We start from the raw sequence: 16,425 nt of genomic DNA, 5'->3' as shown, positions 1-16,425 counted from the left end.
CGGTCGCACGCGAGAAGTTTACGGACGCGCGCCCTAGTGGGGCGCTACCACCGTGCCGTCAGCGTCAGCATCGGGACGAGGCCCAGCCCTACCACGTTGCGCTGCACCCCGTTGGCATCGGGGCGGATATCGACGATGTTGCGACGCGCCGTGAGGTTGTACACCTGTGCCTGGGTACTCCACCGGAGGCCTGCGAACGGGAATCGAACGCTCGCCGCGAAGTCGAGGCGCAAGTAGGTCGGCAGCCGGGTGCGTCCCGCCTCGACGCGCTCGGCGACGGGAAAGCCGCTGCGTGCCGTTCCGGTTACCGCCACGGACCAGCGCTCCGACTGCCGCTGGAGCAGGACCTGCGCAGAATGTGGGAGGTCGTAGCGCCCAGCTTGCCAGACCTCGCCCCCCTCGGGCCGCTCCTCGGTGCGGCTCAACGCATAGCTCAGCCCAAGATCCCATGCCTCCTGCTCGACCTGGACTGCAAGTTCAGCACCGACGCTGCGCTGCACGCCTGCCACGTAGTCTTCCACGAGCACGCCCGCATCGATGCGGCGGCGGCTCGGGTCGGGCCGTGGGGCGTCGTTGAGCGGCAGCAGGATATCGTCGAAGTACCGGGTGTAGGCGTCGAGTGCGAGCGACAGGCGGGGCACGGGCCGCCACCCCGCCCCGATGGCAACTTGCCATCCCGTCGCGGGATCGACCCGCCCGCCGGCTGGGAGCCAGCGGTTGGCTGCGAGGTCGTAGCCGGCTGCGTAGCGTTCGCGCAACCGATGGAGCGTCTGCACCTGCCGGCTCAGGCCAGCCTGCACGAAGAAACCTCGCTGCTCCCAGGCATACCGTGCGTAGAATCGCGGGCTGAGAAAGACATCGCCGTCCGGTCCATAGATGCCTAGCCGGATGCCAGGGCGGAGCTGCCAACGGCGGTTGACCTGCCACCGGTCTTCGGCGTAGGCGACGGCTTCGACCGCCGTAACCCGGTTCGACCGGGCTGTTCGATCCACCAAGCTGTCTCGGCGGACGACCTCCCGGAGGTCGCTGTCGAAGATGCGGTAGCGCGCTTCCAGGCCAGCACGGACCTGGTGCGCGAGCGAGACGAAGTAGTCCACATCGCTGCGCAGGCCCGTCTCGGCGAAGCGGACCCGGTAGGCGCTGTCGAGGAGCGGCGTGCGGAGCGGATCGCCCTCGTCCAGTGCATCTTCGCGGGTTCGGTAGGCCGAGTGGTAGGCTGTCGTCGAGACGAAAAAAGTGCGGCCGTAGAGGTAGTCGTAGCGCCCTGAGAGCAGGAGGTTGCCCCAGCGGTAGCCTACGCTCGCGTCGGCGTCCGGGTCGCCGGGGTCGTCGATGAGGTCGCGGAGCGGCACGTCGGCGTTGAGCCGGTCGCCGCCTGCGTAGACCGTCGCTGCGAGGCGGTGCCAGCGCGACGGTCGCCACGAGAGCTTCGTGTGCACGTCGTAGAAGGCGTAGCCGAAGTCGGTCGCCGCCTCCGTCTCGGCGTTGGTCGGCGTGAGCGCGACGTTGCCGGTCGGACGCAGCGAGGGCGCAAGGAGCAAGTCGAGGTAGGACCGACGCGCGGAGGCCGTCAGCCCCACGTTAGTAGCCAGCGGCACCTCCGCGACGGCACGCAGCGCCACAGGGCTTAGCGCCGCGACCCCGCGCGGACGCCCGCCCAGCCCGTCTTTCGTCTCTGCCACGAGCACCGATGAGAGCGCGCCGCCATACTGCGCGGGCAGCGAGCCTTTGAAGAGCTGTACCCGCTTGAGCGCCTCGGGCTGGTAGGCCGAGAAGAAGCCAAAGGTGTGCCACGGGTGGATGAGCGGGACGCCGTCCAGGAGGTACCGGTTGTAGTGGCTCTCCGCGCCACGCACGACCATCTCGCCTCCTGCTTCTGCCGCCCGCTCGACGCCGGGCAGAAACGAGAGGACGGCAAAGAGGTCGCCCTCCCCGAGGAAGGACGGGAGCGCGGCCTCCTCGGGACGCACGGCGGAAGCTCCCGGCACCGCCTCAGGCTCTAGCCCGGTCTCGACGACCACGCTCGTGGCTTCGAACGGCTGCGGACGCAACCGAATCACAGTCGGCAGCGCAGGGCTTTCGGGGAACACGCTTAGCGCGAGGGCCACGGTCTGGTAGCCGACGTAGGACACGCGCACCCGATACTCGCCCGTTGGCAGGTCGGGCACGGCAAAGTCGCCCGTGGCTGTCGTGATGGCACCGAGGCCGAGGTCTTCCAGGAAAACATGCGCCCCGGGCAGCGTCTCCCCCGTCTCCGCATCGACGACCGAGCCTTCAAGGGTGCCGCGCAACGCCTCAGGGTCTTCGTCTTCGGTGGTGCCCGGCGGGAGCGCGATGAGGACGTACTGGCCACGTCGCACGCGTTCGGCCCGGAGGCCCGTCTCGGCGAGAAGTGCTGCGAGCCCCGCCTCCGGGTCGTCCCCCGCCCAGCCTCCGTCGGTGACGAACCCCTCGACCAGCCGGTCCGCGTACACCAAGTCGATCCCAGCTTGTTCAGCGAGTTCGTCGAGGGCTTGCCGAAGCGGAACCGGGTCAGGCCAGTTCAGCGCGATGCGCGGCGGCGTCGGCTGCGCTGCCACACTGCCTGCCACACAGACACCGCATAGCAGGAGCAGGAAACGACGGACAGGCATCGGCGGTGGGCAGCAAGAACGAACAAGGATAACGCAGCAGCCCCGTGAGTCGTCTGTGCGTTGCCGGCTCGTCCTGGCTGTCGTCTCTATCGAGGCACGACTCGCGACCTAGAGCCAGCGCCAGGCGATCACGCTCACCGTGACGCCCATGATCAGGAAGCTGAGTAGCAGCCCAGCGCGCGTGTAGTCGGTGTAGCGGTAGCGCCCGGCGCTCATCACCATGAGATTGGTCTGGTAGCCGATGGGCGTCAGGAAGCTGGCGGCCGATCCGATGGTGATGGCGAGGGCGAACGCCTTCGGGTCGACGCCGAGGTCGGCAGCGACGCTCAGCGCGACCGGAAACATGAGCGCGACGGCCGCCTTGTTGGTCACCAGTTCCGCGAGCACGTTCGTGACGGCGTAGAGCAAAATCAGCGTCCCGAGCACCCCGAGGTCGGCCGCCACGGATTCGATGGCGAGCGCGGCGACGTTCGCCAAGCCCGTTGCCTCCACGGCCTGCCCGATGCCGAGCGCTGCTGCGATCATCACGAGGACGCCCCAGTCGATAGCGTTGCGCGCCTGGGAGCCGTTGATGCACCCGGTCACGATCACGCCGAGCGCCGCCGCGACGGCCACCGTGGCCAGCGGCATCAGCCCGAAGCCGACGATGACGATGAACCCGAGCAGGATGGCAAGCGCGATGGGCGCCTTCTTGGACGCCGCGGCGACCGGACGCCCGAGCGATGCCATGAGGGCGAAGTCGCGCCGGCCTTGCACTTGGGAGGCAAAGCCCGAATGTGACTCGATGAGCAAGAGGTCGCCGGCCCGCAGGCGCGTCCGGCCGATGCGCCCACGGAGCGGCTCTTCGCTGCGCTGGATCGCAAGGACGACCCCCCCGAAGCGGTTTCGGAAGTCGACCTGCCGTAGCGTCTTGCCGACGAGGTCCGACGACGGGCTAAGCACCGCCTCAAAGAGCGGCAGCGTGCGCCGCTGCGGCCGCGGAATCGGCTCGACGGGGTGCGCGAGGCCGTCCTGGGCGAGCAGTCGCCCAACAGCCTCCACATCGCCGGTGAACAGCAGCGCGTCGTCCGACTGGAGGACCGTATCGGGCCGAGCCGGGGTCGTGTTCCGCTCGCCTTCGCCGGAACGGCGTCGGATCGAGGTCAGATAGGCATTCTCCAAGTCGCGTAGCCCCGCCGCCTCGACCGTCTTCCCCACGAGCGCACCGTCGGGCACCACGTGCAGCTCGAACGTGTAGCTGCGTGCCTGTTCCTCGGCCATCGCCGCCCCGCCGGTACGATCCGGGAGGAACCGGTGGCCGACGAGGGCGAAGTAGAGCCCCCCCACAATCATCGCGGGAATGCCGACCCACGTCAGGTCGAAGAAGGAGAACCCCGGCAGCCCCTCGGCGAGCAGCAGCCCGTGCACGATCACGTTCGTCGACGTGCCGATGAGCGTCACCCAGCCGCCGATGATCGCCGCGTAGGAGAGCGGGATGAGCAGCTTCGAGGCGGGAATGCCTGTCTGCCGCGCCCACGTCTGCACGCGCGGGATGAGCATCGCCACGATGGGCGTGTTGTTCAGGATGCCGGAGAGCAGGCTCGTCGGCAGCATGAGCCGCAGGATAGCAATGCTAATGCGCCCACTCCGTGGCCGCAAGATCCCGTCGACCGCGGCGATCGCGGAGGTCCGCTCCACCCCAGCCGCCACCACGAACAATGCGCCAATGGTGATGACGGCCGGGTTCGCGAAGCCCACGAACGCCTGCTCCGTCGGCACGACATCGGCCAGGAGCAGCAGGCCTAGCGTACCCACCAGGATGAGGTCCGGGCGGGCGATGTTGCGCACAAGCGCGCCGATCATCACGATCAGCGCGGCTAGCGTGTACCACGCCTGCCAGTCGAGGGCCATGCCGTGCGAGGGCTAGGGAACGCGGTAGACGCTACGTGGACAGGCCTGCTTAGCTGGGCACCTCCTGCTCGACGAAGCGCTGCCAATCGAACGCCGGATCACCGAGGGCGAAGACCGACGGGTTGCGGATGTCGTCCTTGTTGTAGACCAGGCGCTCCCCATCGCGCGTGGCTACCCGCCCGCCGGCAGCCTCCACGATGGCCTGCGCAGCCGCCGTGTCCCACTCGAAGGTCGGCACGGTGCGCGGGTAGAAATCGGCCTGCCCTTCCGCAACGAGGCAGAACTTGAGTGAGGACCCCATGCTAGCCGACTCGACGGCGTAGCCCGCTTCGTCGAGGCGGTCGAGGATGGCCGCTACTTCGGCGCCCGCGTGGTCACGGCTCGCCACCACTGTGATGGCGTCTTCCGCTACCGAGCGTGCTGTGATGGGCTGCGGCACGGCATCGCCTTCTTGCTTGAACGCGCCCTCGGCGTCGGCGAAATAGGTGACGCCCTTCACTGGGACGTACACCACGCCGAGCGTCGCCTCGTTGCCCTCGATCAGCGCGATGTTGACCGTGAACTGGCCCGTCGTCTTCTTGACGAACTCCTTCGTCCCGTCGAGCGGGTCGACCAGCCAAAACGTCGCCCAGCCCTTGCGTCCAGCTACCTCATCTTGGGGCGACTCTTCTGAGAGCACCGGGATGTCCGGCGTGAGCGCGCGCAGCGCCTGCACGATGTAGGCGTGGGAGGCACGGTCCGCGTGCGTCAGCGGGGAGTCGTCGGATTTGTAGTCGACGGGGAGTTCCTGAGCGTAGAAATCGAGAATGCGCTGACCGGCCTGGACGGCGATCTGGCGAACGTCAGAGAGCATGGGAGGGCGTGGGGCGAGAGCGAAAGAGAGGGCGGCCCTGCGCAATCAGGACCAGATATGCGTAGAGAGCAGGCCTAGGCGCTAACCGACTCGGGGATGTCGAGGGCCTCGCGGAAGTAGGCTAGGGTGCGGCGCAGGCCCTCGGTGCGGCTGACACGCGGCTCCCAGCCGAGCTGGGTACGCGCCTTCGTGATGTCAGGCTGTCGGATCTTGGGGTCGTCCGCGGGCAGGGGCTTCTCGACGATCGTGGAGGCCGATCCCGTGAGCGCGATGATCTCCTCGGCGAACTCGCGGATCGTGATCTCGTCCGGGTTGCCGATGTTGACCGGCTCGGTCTCGTCGCTCATCATCAGGCGGTAGATGCCGTCGATGAGGTCGTCTACGTAGCAGAACGAGCGCGTCTGAGAGCCGTCGCCGAAGACCGTGATCGGCTCGCCGCGCAGCGCCTGGCTCATGAACGTCGGGAGCGCGCGGCCGTCGTCGGTGCGCATGCGCGGGCCGTAGGTGTTGAAGATGCGCACAATGCGCGTCTCGACGCCGTGGTACCGCTGGTAGGCCATCGTGATCGCCTCGGCGAAGCGCTTGGCCTCGTCGTAGACACCGCGGAAGCCAACCGGGTTAACGTTGCCCCAGTAGGTTTCCTTTTGGGGATGCTCCAGCGGATCGCCGTAGACCTCGGACGTGGAGGCGATGAGCATCCGCGCGCCCTTCGCCTTGGCGAGACCGAGGCAGTTGTGCGTGCCGAGCGCGCCGACCTTCAGCGTCTGAATCGGCAGCTTCAGGTAGTCGATCGGCGACGCCGGGCTGGCGAAGTGGAAGAGGTAGTCCAGGTCGCCCGCCACGTAGACATAGTTGGAGACATCGTGCCGGACGAACTGGAAGCTGGGGTTGCCGATCAGATGGGCAACGTTGTCCGGATTGCCCGTGATGAGGTTGTCCATGCAGACGACCTCGTGGCCGTCGGCGAGGAGGCGCTCGCAGAGGTGCGAGCCGAGGAAACCGGCACCGCCGGTGACTAGAGTGCGAGGCATGAACGTGCGTGGCGGCTGGGTAACAATGGGCGCGGGAGCGAGCTAGGAGGATGCCTAGGCCCGGCCGTTCGTGGCGACGACGACCTCCTGGACGGGCTCGACGAAGGGCCGACCGATCGAATAGTATTCGAAGCCGTTGCTGGACATCCGTTCGTGGTCGTAGAGGTTGCGCCCGTCAAAGACGATGGGCGCTTTGAGCATCGTCTTCAGGCGGCCGAAGTCGGGGCGGCGGAACTCCGGCCACTCGGTGCAGATCACGAGCACGTCGGCGCCGATGAGGGCGCCGTAGGAGTCCGTGGTGTAGTGGATCGACCCGTTGTTGAGGTCGCCTTCGCCGAGGATGGCGCGGGTCGTCTCGATGGCTTCGGGGTCGTAGGCCACCACGTCGGCCCCGGCGGCGGTCAGCGCCCGGATCATGGCGTGGCTGGACGCCTCGCGCACGTCGTCCGTGTTGGGCTTAAAGGCCAAGCCCCACATGGCAATCTTCTTGCCCCGGAGATCGCCCAGCACCTCCTCGATGCGCGGCATGAGGATCGTGCGCTGCGTCTTGTTGACGTTGAGGACCGCCTGCAAGATCTCAAACGGGTAGTCGTTCTGCTGGGCCGTCCGGACCAGTGCCTGCACGTCTTTCGGGAAGCAGGAGCCGCCGAAGCCGATGCCCGCGTAGAGGAACTTCGGCCCGATACGGCTGTCGGTGCCGATACCGCGCCGCACCTTGTCGACGTCGGCGCCCACGCGGTCGCACACGTTCGCGATTTCGTTCATGAACGTGATCTTGGTGGCGAGCAGCGCGTTGGCGGCGTACTTCGTCATCTCGGCCGACTTCTCGTCCATGATGATGATCGGGTTGCCGGAGCGCACGAAGGGCTCATAGAGCTGCGTCATAAGGTCGGCCGCCTTCTCCGACGAGGTCCCGACGACCACACGCTCGGGCTTCATGAAGTCGTCCACGGCGACGCCTTCGCGGAGGAACTCAGGGTTCGAGACGACATCGAACCGGGCACCTTCCTCCACCCCGGCTTTGGCGATGGCTTCGGTGACCAGGTCCGCGGTGCCCACGGGGACGGTGCTCTTGTCCACGATCACCTTGTAGCCCCAGTCGGGGTTGGCAGCCAGCAGCTCGCCGATGTTCTTGGCTACGCCGAGGACGTAGCGCAGGTCGGCGGAGCCGTCTTCTCCGGGCGGCGTCGGCAGCGCGAGGAAGATCAGGTCTGCGTGCTCGACGGCGGGCGCGAGTTCGGTGGTGAAGTGGAGCCGATCTTCACGTAAGTTGCGCTCAAAGTAGACTTCGAGCCCAGGTTCAAAGATGGTCAGTTCGCCGTTGGTGAGCTTGTTGACCTTGGCCTCGTCGATGTCGACGCAGACCACGTCGTTGCCCATCTCAGAGAAGCAGGTGCCGGAGACGAGACCGACGTAGCCGGTCCCGATGACTGAAACGCGCATGGCGTAGAGGGTGTGCGGGGAGACAAGTTGGCGGAAGTGGAAGCTACCGTCGCACCTCGGCAGGGACTATCCTGGCAAGCTAATTCGGCGGCTTCTTCGCACGACGCCCACGTACGGGGCAGCCGGCTCCCACACTTTCTGCAAACGGTATGCCGCTTGTGCCTTACGTGGAGCGCTTTCCTAACTTTCCGCCGGGGTTGCCGCGCGCCGCCATGGGAACCGGAAGCTGCGCCGCACCTCGGCCCACTTGGCCTGGTCCTCGGTGCTCCCACCGCCCACGACTTCCCGCCCCAAGGCCAGCCCGACCCCGAGCACGAGTCCGAGCACGAGCGAAGCCAGCACGCTCAGCCGCCGACTCGGCCCGCTCGGCCTCAGGACGACGACCGGCTTTTCGATCACGGTGATCACGGGCTCGCTGCGCTGAAGCTCCAACTCGGCCCGCGTGACCTCGGTACGGAGTTCGTTGTAGTACTCGCGCTTGAATGACAGGTCTTGCTGCAGTCGGTCGCGCTGCGCCCGTAGTGAGGCCGTCTGAATCGCGCGGTTGCGGTCGTCGAAGGCGGCCAGACGGCTCTGCGCCCCGCGAAACTCCCGCTCGGCCTGGTCGAACCGTTCGTTTACGAACGCGAGGTTGTCGCGCGCTTTCTGCGTCCGGATCGTCCGCACCCGGTCAGCGAGCAGCCCGAGGGACCGCTCCACCAGCGCCGCGGACAAATACGGATCACGCGTGGTCATCCCGAGCGTCATCAGGCCCGTCTCCTCGTTGGTTGTGACACGCGTCATGCCGCCCAGCATGCCCAGAGCCGCCTGTTGGGGTCGGGTGAGCACGGCATCGCCGCCTCCTTGTCCGTCAGGGACGCCACGCAGTTGTCGTAGCCATCGGCGCGGGGCATTCACGACGTAGCCGATCGGCGTGGGACGCAGCACGTAGTCCATGAGCGGGAGCGTGGCCCCTTCGCTCGGGATCGCGAACGTGTCACGCAGCAGGGTGAGCCGGATCTCGCGCGTGGCAAGGATGTCGGGGTAGGCTTCGACGGTGAGGCCTGGCTCCGCACCGCCGAGGTTGAATCCGAAGGACCGCAGCGCGGAGATGGCCCCGCCTGCCGCAAACCCCTCGTCGGATTCGCGCACGAGCGTAGCGCTCGCCGAGTATTGGTTGGGCTGCAACACGGCATAAACCACGCCGAGCAGGGTCACCAGTCCCGCCACCAGCAAGACAGTCCGCCGGTGGCGTGCTACCACAAGCACCGCGTCGAGAAGCGATACCTCCCGCGGCTCGTCGGCTGGAGCCGGACGCGGCGTCGTGCGCTCGTAGGAGACCGAGGGCGTTTCCACAGGGCTAGCGCTGCAATGCGATGATGAGCGGAACGAGGACCGTCGCCGTTCCGGAGAGGATGGTCAGCGCGTCCCGGATGATCTCGCCCACGTCGGCGGGCTCTTCGTCTTCGGGCTCGCGCTCGACGAGGATAGTAGCGCCGTCGTCCACGACGGGGTCTTCAGGGAAGAGGCCGCGACGGAGCTTGAACGTCGCGCCCGATGCCTGGGTCAGGAAGATGTCGAGCGTCTGGTCGCGCGTGCCGCCCGCGCGCTCCAGGTAGTACGACACCCGGCGCCCCTCGACGAACTTGATGAGCCCCTCGTTGGCAACGTTGCCTTGCACCGTGACCGTGTTGGGCTGCACAGGGATGAGGATGCGGTCGTTGTTCTGCAGCACGACGTCGGCGCGGCGGTCCCCGCGCAGGGCCCGCTCGAACTCCACGATCACCTGACGCTGGTTGCGGACGAGGCGACCGCCCTCGGCATAGGCTGCTTCGGTCAACCCACCGGCCCGCGCGATCACTTCCGAGAGCGTCTCGTTGTCGCGCTGGAGGGTGTACTGGCCAGGATAGAGCACCTCACCAGAGAGCACGACCGACTGCTGGATCTGGAAGTCAGGATCGAGGCGCACGTAGACGCGGTCGCGGTGCTCCAACCGGTGCCCTGCGTTCACCTCGTCGTCCCCGAACAGCGCTGACGACTGCACCGCGACCTCGCTGGTTTCTGCGCGGAGCCCGGTGGCACGCTCTGTCATGCGGGTTACCTCCACGCGGCCTTCGAGCGCGCCCTCGGCATACCCGCCGGCTTGCAGGATCGCGTCCTCGACGGTCATGTTCTCGCGGAGCCGGTAGCGCCCCGGCGAGGCTACCGCCCCGCTGACGAGCACGAACGGGTCTTCGACTTGCTCCTCGACCTCGCGCTCGTAGATCCGCACCTCGTCGCCCGGTTCCAGGACGAGGTCGGCGAGTCCTTCGCCGCGGAGCGTCTCCGCGAGGTCGAATCGCACGATGCGCTCGCGGATCCTGTCCTCCGTGGGGCGATAGAGGTCCGCCCGCTCCAGCAGGACGGTTTCCAGGAACTCGTCGTCGGTGAGGCCACCGCCCTGGAAGAGCAGGTCGTAGAGCGCCATGCCCTCGAAGAGCGGATACGTCCCTGGCTCGCGCACGCGCCCCACGATGCTGACGGTGCGTTCGTCTTGGAGATCGGTGCGCGCGTAGACCCGGAGCACATCACCGGGGCGGAGCACGAGGTTGTGCTGCGGGTCGTCGGCGAGCGCGGACGCTAGGTCGAGCCGGAGGAGTTGCCGGTCGAGGTCGTCGCGGAAACGGACGAGTTCGGCGCGCGCCAGATAGGCGTCGCCACGCACGCCGTCGGCCTCCAGGACGAGGTCGCGCACGGTGCGGACCGTCTGCCCGAGTTCGTAGCGGCCCGGCTGGAACACGGCCCCCTCTACAGTCGCTGCGGACACGGACGCGCGGCTGGAGAGGGTCTCGGCTTCGAGGATGGTGAAGATGCGGACGCGGTCCCCATCGGCCAGGGCCACGTCGAGGCTGCCGCGCAGGACGTCGGCGAGGGACAGGTCGCGCACGGTGCGCGCAATCGACGGGTCGATCCGCTCAGTGAAAGGCACGATGCGGTCGATCTGGAAGCGGGCGGCGTAGGCGTCGGCTTCCAGACCGCCTGCGAAGCCGAGCAGACGCTCCACGTTCTCCTCCGCGTCGCGCATCTCGTAGAACGCAGGACGACGCACAGCGCCTTCGATTGCGACCGTCGTGCCTCGCGGGGGGACGAAGACCCGGTCGCCGTTCTGGAGGCGCACGGGCTGCGCGTCCCGGCCTTCGAGGAGGTAGTCGTAGGCATCGACGGTGGCGACCGTCTGCCCATTGCGGACGACCCGGATGCGCCGCAGCGACCCATCGAGCGTAGGCCCGCCGACGAGGTAGAGCGCGTTGAACACCGAGGTGCCGCTCGGCACGGTGTAGCCTCCAGGACGAGTCACGGCGCCCGTCACGAAGACCTGCACGGCCTGCAACCGGCGCAGCGTGAGGTCCATGAACGTCGAGGGTGGATTCGTGAGCAGCCCCGCATAGCTGCGCCCGAGGACACGCCGAAGTCGCTCTCGGAGCTGCCCGATTGGTTGCCCGGCAGCGGTGTATTGGCCAACGGTCGGGATGAAGACACGTCCCTCCGGATCTACGGTGAGGTCGAGCTGAAACTCGGCGTCGCCGGCGACGGTGAGGCGCAACTCGTCGCCGGGCCCGACTACGTAGCCGTCGTCTGCTACGGGGATGGTGACGAGCGGCTGCGCGGTGGAGTCGCCCAGCCGGAAGGTGTCGTAGCCGAAGTACGGCAGCGCGTCGTCGAGGTCCACCGGCGCCTCGTCCATCGTGACCGCAACGACGAGCGTGTCTGGCTGCAGGACGATGGGCTCGCCATCGGCGCCCACGACGCCCGTCTGCCCGGCATCGCGCGCCTGCGCGAGGGCGATCAGCCGCAGCAGGTCCTCGATGTCTTCTTCCGGCAGGCCGAGCGCGCGAGCCTGCCGCGGCCGTGTCCGGGTCGCTCAGGTCGATGCCGAGGCTCTCCGCGTTGCGCAGGGCTTGATCGAGCGTGAGGCCACGGCGGTCGAGTTCGTCCTGCACCGAGTCGGGAAGGTCGCCCGTTTCCAGCGTGTCGGGAAGGGCAGGCGTTTGGGCTGATACGGTAGCAGGGCCCCAGAGCACCGCCACCGCAGCGTACAGCGCGAGCAAAAGAGCACGCCGCACAGAGGCACGAGGCTTCGTTGTACGAGGCAGCAAGGCACGTCGCATGAGAGGGCCGGCAGGGGCGGATGGTGGGGGCCGCGTCCTCGAACGTCGCTTCGATGCGATGAATGCATTGGACGTTCGAACGGGCAGAATCTAGTGCATCGGGCCGAAAGCTGCGCGAATCCGTTGCCAAGACGCTCCGGACGCGCCGACTCCCTGAACGAAACCCTGCCAGGCGTCTATTTTCCGATACTGCCCTTCTGAGGCAGCCTTTGCTGCCCGCCTATCCCGTCACGCCGGCACCACCCTCCTGCGCATGTCTTTCCCTCAGCCCGCACGCGCTCTCGCGGCCGCTTTGCTTCTCTGCATAGTGCTTGCACCCACGGCCTCAGCCCAGTTCTACGCGAGCTTCGGCGGCGGCTATGCCCGCCTCGACGACGTCCCCCGCTACGGCACCGGCATCGCGTTCTACGTGCCCGCCTTCGAGCACACGATTGACGTGGTGCCGAGCTTCGAGTTGTTCTATCGCAAGTGGAACGGGCGCTCGACCGAGGTGGGCACCCTCTGGTCGGCGGGGTTGGAGACGCGCCTCAACCTCCCGCCCGTCTTCCGGTTCGTGCGGCCCTATGCCGGCCTCGGCTTCGCGTTCGTCGGCGTGGACGGAGACACACGGCTCAGCCTCAAGCTGGTTTCCGGCACCTACGTCCGGCTGTTCGTCCGCGACGTGTACCCGTTCGCCCAGGTCGCCTACCGCGTCGCCGACGAGTTCGAGACGGTCAACCTGCTGGACTCGGTGTTCATCCAAACAGGGATTCGCTTCGCGCTGTTCTGAGCCCCTTCGAGTGTGGGCGACCTGAGTACGGAGCTCGTCCGTGCTGTCAGTGACGAGCTACGGCTGTAGATGCTCGGCGAGGAATGCGGTGGTCATGGTCCAGGCCTCCTCGGCGGCTTCGGGCTGGTAGCGATCGCCGGACGGGTTGGCGAAGGCGTGGTCGGCCCCGTCGAAGATGCGGATCGTGTGCGGGACGCCGACCTCGTCGAGCGCGGTGTCGAAGGCGCGGGCGCTCTCGGCAGGGATCCCCTGATCGTCTTCGCCGAAGAGGCCGAGGATGGGCGCCTCTAAGTCTGCCAGCGCCGCCGCCTCAGTCTCGACGCGCCCGTAGTAGATGACGGCCGCATCGATGCGGGTCGGCAGAGCGAGGGCCGCGCGGAGCGACCATGCCCCGCCGAAGCACCACCCCAGCACGCCTATGCGTGTCGCGCCCTGCGCGCGGAGGTGCTCTGCCGCACTCGTGAGGTTGGCGACGACGGCGTCGGGCTGGCTCATGGCGTCGGTCATCAGCGCACGCGCGCCGTCCGGCGACTCAGAGGCGCTGCCCTCGTAGAGATCGACTGCCAGCACACGATAGCCTTCCTTCGCGAGGCGACGGGCCTGCCCACGCACATTGTCGTTGAGGCCCCACCACTCGTGGATCACGATCAGACCCGAGAGGGACACCCCACCCTCCTCTGGATAGGCGGCGTATCCGGTCACGCCGTTGTGGTACTCGACGCGTTCGATGACCAAGCCTGCTTCGTCGGTTCCGGGAGCCCCCGAAGGTCTCGCCGAGTCGCCAGCGTGCTCTACGGCCATGCTGTCCACGTAGGCGGCGTCATCGTCGGAGGGCAACGCGGACGACGAACTAGGCGAGGCGCTGGGGTCGGTGCAGGCGGCGAGGCCGAACATGGCAAACGAAATAAAGTAGAGACGCATGTGAACAAGGAGGTGCATCGGACGGGTTCGCTCTCAACATAGGCGTCAGCGAACGAATTGGTGTCGTACGTTTTACTTCCGTTTGTCTCGACTTTCTCATGGACACGCTCGCCTTTTCCTACCGCGCCGAACTCGGCCGTAAGGCGCTCCACATCGGGGCACTCTTGATGCCGCTCGGCCTGCTCGCGCTCGGCCGGGAGATCGCTCTGTGGGTGTTTGTCCCCTCCGCCGTGTTCGCCCTCACCTGCGACGTGCTGCGGACGCGCTCAGCGGGCTTTCATCGGTTCATCCAATGGGTATTCGGCGGGATCATGCGCCCCGAGGAGCAACCGGGGCTCCATGGACCGATCGTCTTCAACGGCGCGACGTGGATGGTGACGGCCATGGCATTCACCGCGCTCGTCTTTCCCGAGCCGATTGCTGCGGCCTCGATGGCGATGCTGATGCTGGGCGACGGGGCCGCGGCCCTCATCGGCCGACGTTTCGGGCGCCACCGCTGGCCCAACTCGCCAAAGTCGCTCGAAGGCTCCGCGGCGTTCATGCTCACGGCGGTGCTCGTCGTGCTGCCCCTCGCGCTACTTCCCCTCTCGTGGTTCGCGTTCCCAGGCACGCCTATCGACACCGTCACAACGCCGGGGCTCTCACTGTGGCAGGTCGGCCTCGGCGCGTTCATCGCCGCCCTCGTCGAGGCGACGCCGATCCCGCTCAACGACAACGTCCGCGTGCCGCTGCTCGCCGGCGCGGCCATGTGGCTTATCGGCTAGCGCATGCACGTTCTCCTCGTAGGGGGCGGGCATGCGAGCCTGCCGCTCCTGACCGCTACCGCTCGCCTTGTCCGACAAGGTGCCCGTGTCACGCTCCTGAACGACGCGACGCACCTGTGGTATTCTGGCATGGTGCCCGAGCACCTCGGCGGTGTCTACACCCGCGACCAGGTCACCATCGATCTCGAACGTCTGTGTGCCGACACCGGGGTGCGGTTTGTCCACGACCGCGCTGTCGGCCTGGACGCTGAGGCGCAGACGATCACGACGGCATCGGGGCGGACGCTTGGCTGCGACCTCGCCACGTTCGACATTGGGGCCGTCAATCCGGTCGCGCCCTCAGGAGACGTGATTCCGACGAAGCCGCTTCATCGCATTGCGGACCTCGCGGCATGGCTCGACGGTTTCGAGAAGAGCGATCCACCGCGGCGGCTTGCCATCGTCGGAGGCGGCGCAGCCGGGGTCGAGGTCGCGCTCAACGTGACCGCGCGTGTGCCGAAAGCGCAGCTCGATGTCACGCTCATCGAGCCCTCGCACCGCCTGCTCGGCCGGATGCCCGAGGGCGCGGCGGCCTACTGCCGACGCCTGCTCACCGAGCGCGGCGTCGCCCTTCGCTTCGGTCACCGGGTCATAGACACGACGGACGCCGCGCTCGAGCTATCGAACGGGGCCGTGGTCGATGCGGAAGCCGTCCTCTGGGCGACGGGCTCGGTCGGCCCTGCCCTCTTTGCCGAGGCGGGCCTGCCCACCGACGGGCGCGGCTTCCTGCGCGTGAGCGCCTACCTCCAGTGCGAGGCGGCCCCGTGGCTCTTCGCGGCCGGCGACTGCGCCGTCATCGCCGGGGCTGAGCACTTGGCGCGCGTGGGCGTGCACGCCGTCAAGCAAGGCCCGACGCTGCAGACAAACGTGCTTCGCATCGCCGAAGCGGCACTAGCCGGCCTTGATCTCACGCAGCTTCGCCTCCGCAGCTTCCGACCCTACCCGTACGTCCCGCTTATCCTCTCGACCGGCACGCGCGACGGCCTGCTGGTCGTCGGCGACCGCTGGCAGGCGAGTCCGGCGATGCTGCGTCTGAAGCATGCTGTGGACCGCCGCTGGATCCGGCGCTACCACCCCACCGACCGCTTCGAGGGACTCTTCGACACCGCGCATCCTGACCTAGCCTAGCCAGAACCGCCGTCTCGACTACGACAAAGCGTCTCGGCTGCGACACAGCGCCTCGGCTACGATCAAAAGGAGAAAGTCAGCCCTGCTCCTGTTGGCCCAACGTGCACCGCGACCTGCTCGACGAGCGCGCCCCATCGGCCGCGCGTGTCGAGGTAGGCGATGCCGTCGAGGACGAACAGCCCTAGGCCCTGGAGGATGAGCGCGGCCCCATGCCCGCGCACGCTCAGGTTGCCATCGACGCCGCGGTAGCTCACCGCCGCGAGCGTCGCGCCGACGGCACTGTAGGCGACGTTGAGCCCGAGGTTGAACAGCAGAATGTCGGCGTAGTTGTTCTCTGCGCGCAGGGCTTCGGCCCAGGTCGCTGCCGTGTCCGGTCCGCCGGAGAGCAGCCCCAGCGCGGCGATGCCGACGTTGATCGTCCCCCATGCAGCGAGTTGCACGCCCGCGCCGAAGCGCCCCGGCTGCTCACTCCGGCTCGACGCCAACAGCAGGGCCATCCCGCCGAGCGCGTTGGCGCTGCCCCAGGCACCGACTCGCCACAGGTGCGCACGCTGAGCGCTGTGCAACGCCTCCGTGTAGGCTGCAGGCGTGCCCAGCAGGGTGTCCTGTGCCGAAGCTGTAGGTATGCACACGGCGAGCAACGCCAGGAGTCCCAGGCTAAGCGAGGGCACAATCCACGCAGGTCGGACGTTCATAGGTCGAATGTGTTTAGATCGGAGCCAGCTGGGCTCGACCGTGCATTACTGCGCTGTTTCACTGCGACGCATCACTGCGACGCATCACTGCGACGCATCACTGCGACGCATCACTGCGACGCATCACTGCGA

12 protein-coding genes are annotated in these 16,425 nt (G+C 67.5%); 3 read left to right on the top strand and 9 right to left on the bottom strand.

The window, feature by feature from the left end; genetic code table 11:
• Positions 1 to 44: 44 nt before the first annotated feature.
• The 7 genes from AAFU51_07510 to AAFU51_07480 form a co-directional block, all read right to left on the bottom strand.
• Positions 45 to 2,633, bottom strand: coding sequence for a TonB-dependent receptor (locus AAFU51_07510; GenBank protein ID MEO1571101.1), 2,589 nt, complete (start codon positions 2,631 to 2,633; stop codon positions 45 to 47).
• Positions 2,634 to 2,741: 108 nt separating this feature from the next.
• Positions 2,742 to 4,523: an SLC13 family permease gene (locus tag AAFU51_07505; GenBank protein ID MEO1571100.1), complete on the bottom strand. Its 1,782-nt coding sequence runs from the start codon at positions 4,521 to 4,523 to the stop codon at positions 2,742 to 2,744.
• Positions 4,524 to 4,572: 49 nt separating this feature from the next.
• Entirely contained in the window at positions 4,573 to 5,376 is an 804-nt protein-coding gene (gene cysQ / locus AAFU51_07500) for a 3'(2'),5'-bisphosphate nucleotidase CysQ (GenBank protein ID MEO1571099.1), read from the bottom strand.
• Positions 5,377 to 5,450: 74 nt separating this feature from the next.
• Positions 5,451 to 6,407, bottom strand: coding sequence for a UDP-glucuronic acid decarboxylase family protein (locus tag AAFU51_07495; GenBank protein MEO1571098.1), 957 nt, complete (start codon positions 6,405 to 6,407; stop codon positions 5,451 to 5,453).
• A gap of 54 nt (positions 6,408 to 6,461) precedes the next feature.
• Positions 6,462 to 7,850, bottom strand: coding sequence for a UDP-glucose/GDP-mannose dehydrogenase family protein (locus AAFU51_07490; GenBank protein MEO1571097.1), 1,389 nt, complete (start codon positions 7,848 to 7,850; stop codon positions 6,462 to 6,464).
• A gap of 180 nt (positions 7,851 to 8,030) precedes the next feature.
• Positions 8,031 to 9,185: a Wzz/FepE/Etk N-terminal domain-containing protein gene (locus tag AAFU51_07485; GenBank protein ID MEO1571096.1), complete on the bottom strand. Its 1,155-nt coding sequence runs from the start codon at positions 9,183 to 9,185 to the stop codon at positions 8,031 to 8,033.
• Between the two features lie 4 nt (positions 9,186 to 9,189).
• Positions 9,190 to 11,613, bottom strand: coding sequence for an SLBB domain-containing protein (locus tag AAFU51_07480; protein MEO1571095.1), 2,424 nt, complete (start codon positions 11,611 to 11,613; stop codon positions 9,190 to 9,192).
• A 617-nt stretch (positions 11,614 to 12,230) separates the two neighbouring features.
• Here AAFU51_07480 and AAFU51_07475 point away from each other — a divergent pair.
• A complete protein-coding gene (locus AAFU51_07475) occupies positions 12,231 to 12,746 on the top strand; it encodes a hypothetical protein (protein MEO1571094.1) in 516 nt (171 codons plus the stop codon).
• 57 nt (positions 12,747 to 12,803) lie between these two features.
• Here AAFU51_07475 and AAFU51_07470 read toward each other — a convergent pair whose 3' ends face one another.
• Positions 12,804 to 13,667, bottom strand: a complete 864-nt coding sequence (locus tag AAFU51_07470; GenBank protein MEO1571093.1) for a dienelactone hydrolase family protein — start codon at positions 13,665 to 13,667, stop codon at positions 12,804 to 12,806.
• 98 nt (positions 13,668 to 13,765) lie between these two features.
• Between AAFU51_07470 and AAFU51_07465 the strand changes: the two genes are divergently transcribed.
• Entirely contained in the window at positions 13,766 to 14,431 is a 666-nt protein-coding gene (locus tag AAFU51_07465) for a diacylglycerol/polyprenol kinase family protein (GenBank protein ID MEO1571092.1), read from the top strand.
• A 3-nt stretch (positions 14,432 to 14,434) separates the two neighbouring features.
• On the top strand, positions 14,435 to 15,598 hold the full coding sequence (locus tag AAFU51_07460) for an FAD-dependent oxidoreductase (GenBank protein ID MEO1571091.1): 1,164 nt from the start codon (positions 14,435 to 14,437) through the stop codon (positions 15,596 to 15,598).
• Positions 15,599 to 15,660: 62 nt separating this feature from the next.
• Here AAFU51_07460 and AAFU51_07455 read toward each other — a convergent pair whose 3' ends face one another.
• A complete protein-coding gene (locus AAFU51_07455; GenBank protein ID MEO1571090.1) occupies positions 15,661 to 16,293 on the bottom strand; it encodes a hypothetical protein in 633 nt (210 codons plus the stop codon).
• Positions 16,294 to 16,425 lie beyond the last annotated feature (132 nt).

It is taken from the genome of Bacteroidota bacterium, assembly GCA_039821555.1.
Lineage (GTDB): Bacteria > Bacteroidota > Rhodothermia > Rhodothermales > Rubricoccaceae > JBCBEX01.
The sequence above is the reverse complement of the archived record's forward strand: the minus strand, read 5'-3'. Positions and strand labels throughout refer to the sequence as shown.

Excerpts from the sequence above, each read along its gene's own strand:
- AAFU51_07490 (MEO1571097.1), bottom strand. The coding sequence starts at position 7,850 with ATGCGCGTTTCAGTCATCGGGACCGGCTACGTCGGTCTCGTCTCCGGC.
- AAFU51_07510 (MEO1571101.1), bottom strand. The coding sequence starts at position 2,633 with ATGCCTGTCCGTCGTTTCCTGCTCCTGCTATGCGGTGTCTGTGTGGCA.
- AAFU51_07495 (MEO1571098.1), bottom strand. The coding sequence starts at position 6,407 with ATGCCTCGCACTCTAGTCACCGGCGGTGCCGGTTTCCTCGGCTCGCAC.
- AAFU51_07460 (MEO1571091.1), top strand. The coding sequence starts at position 14,435 with ATGCACGTTCTCCTCGTAGGGGGCGGGCATGCGAGCCTGCCGCTCCTG.
- AAFU51_07465 (MEO1571092.1), top strand. The coding sequence starts at position 13,766 with ATGGACACGCTCGCCTTTTCCTACCGCGCCGAACTCGGCCGTAAGGCG.
- AAFU51_07505 (MEO1571100.1), bottom strand. The coding sequence starts at position 4,523 with ATGGCCCTCGACTGGCAGGCGTGGTACACGCTAGCCGCGCTGATCGTG.
- AAFU51_07475 (MEO1571094.1), top strand. The coding sequence starts at position 12,231 with ATGTCTTTCCCTCAGCCCGCACGCGCTCTCGCGGCCGCTTTGCTTCTC.
- AAFU51_07470 (MEO1571093.1), bottom strand. The coding sequence starts at position 13,667 with ATGCGTCTCTACTTTATTTCGTTTGCCATGTTCGGCCTCGCCGCCTGC.
- AAFU51_07455 (MEO1571090.1), bottom strand. The coding sequence starts at position 16,293 with ATGAACGTCCGACCTGCGTGGATTGTGCCCTCGCTTAGCCTGGGACTC.
- cysQ (MEO1571099.1), bottom strand. The coding sequence starts at position 5,376 with ATGCTCTCTGACGTTCGCCAGATCGCCGTCCAGGCCGGTCAGCGCATT.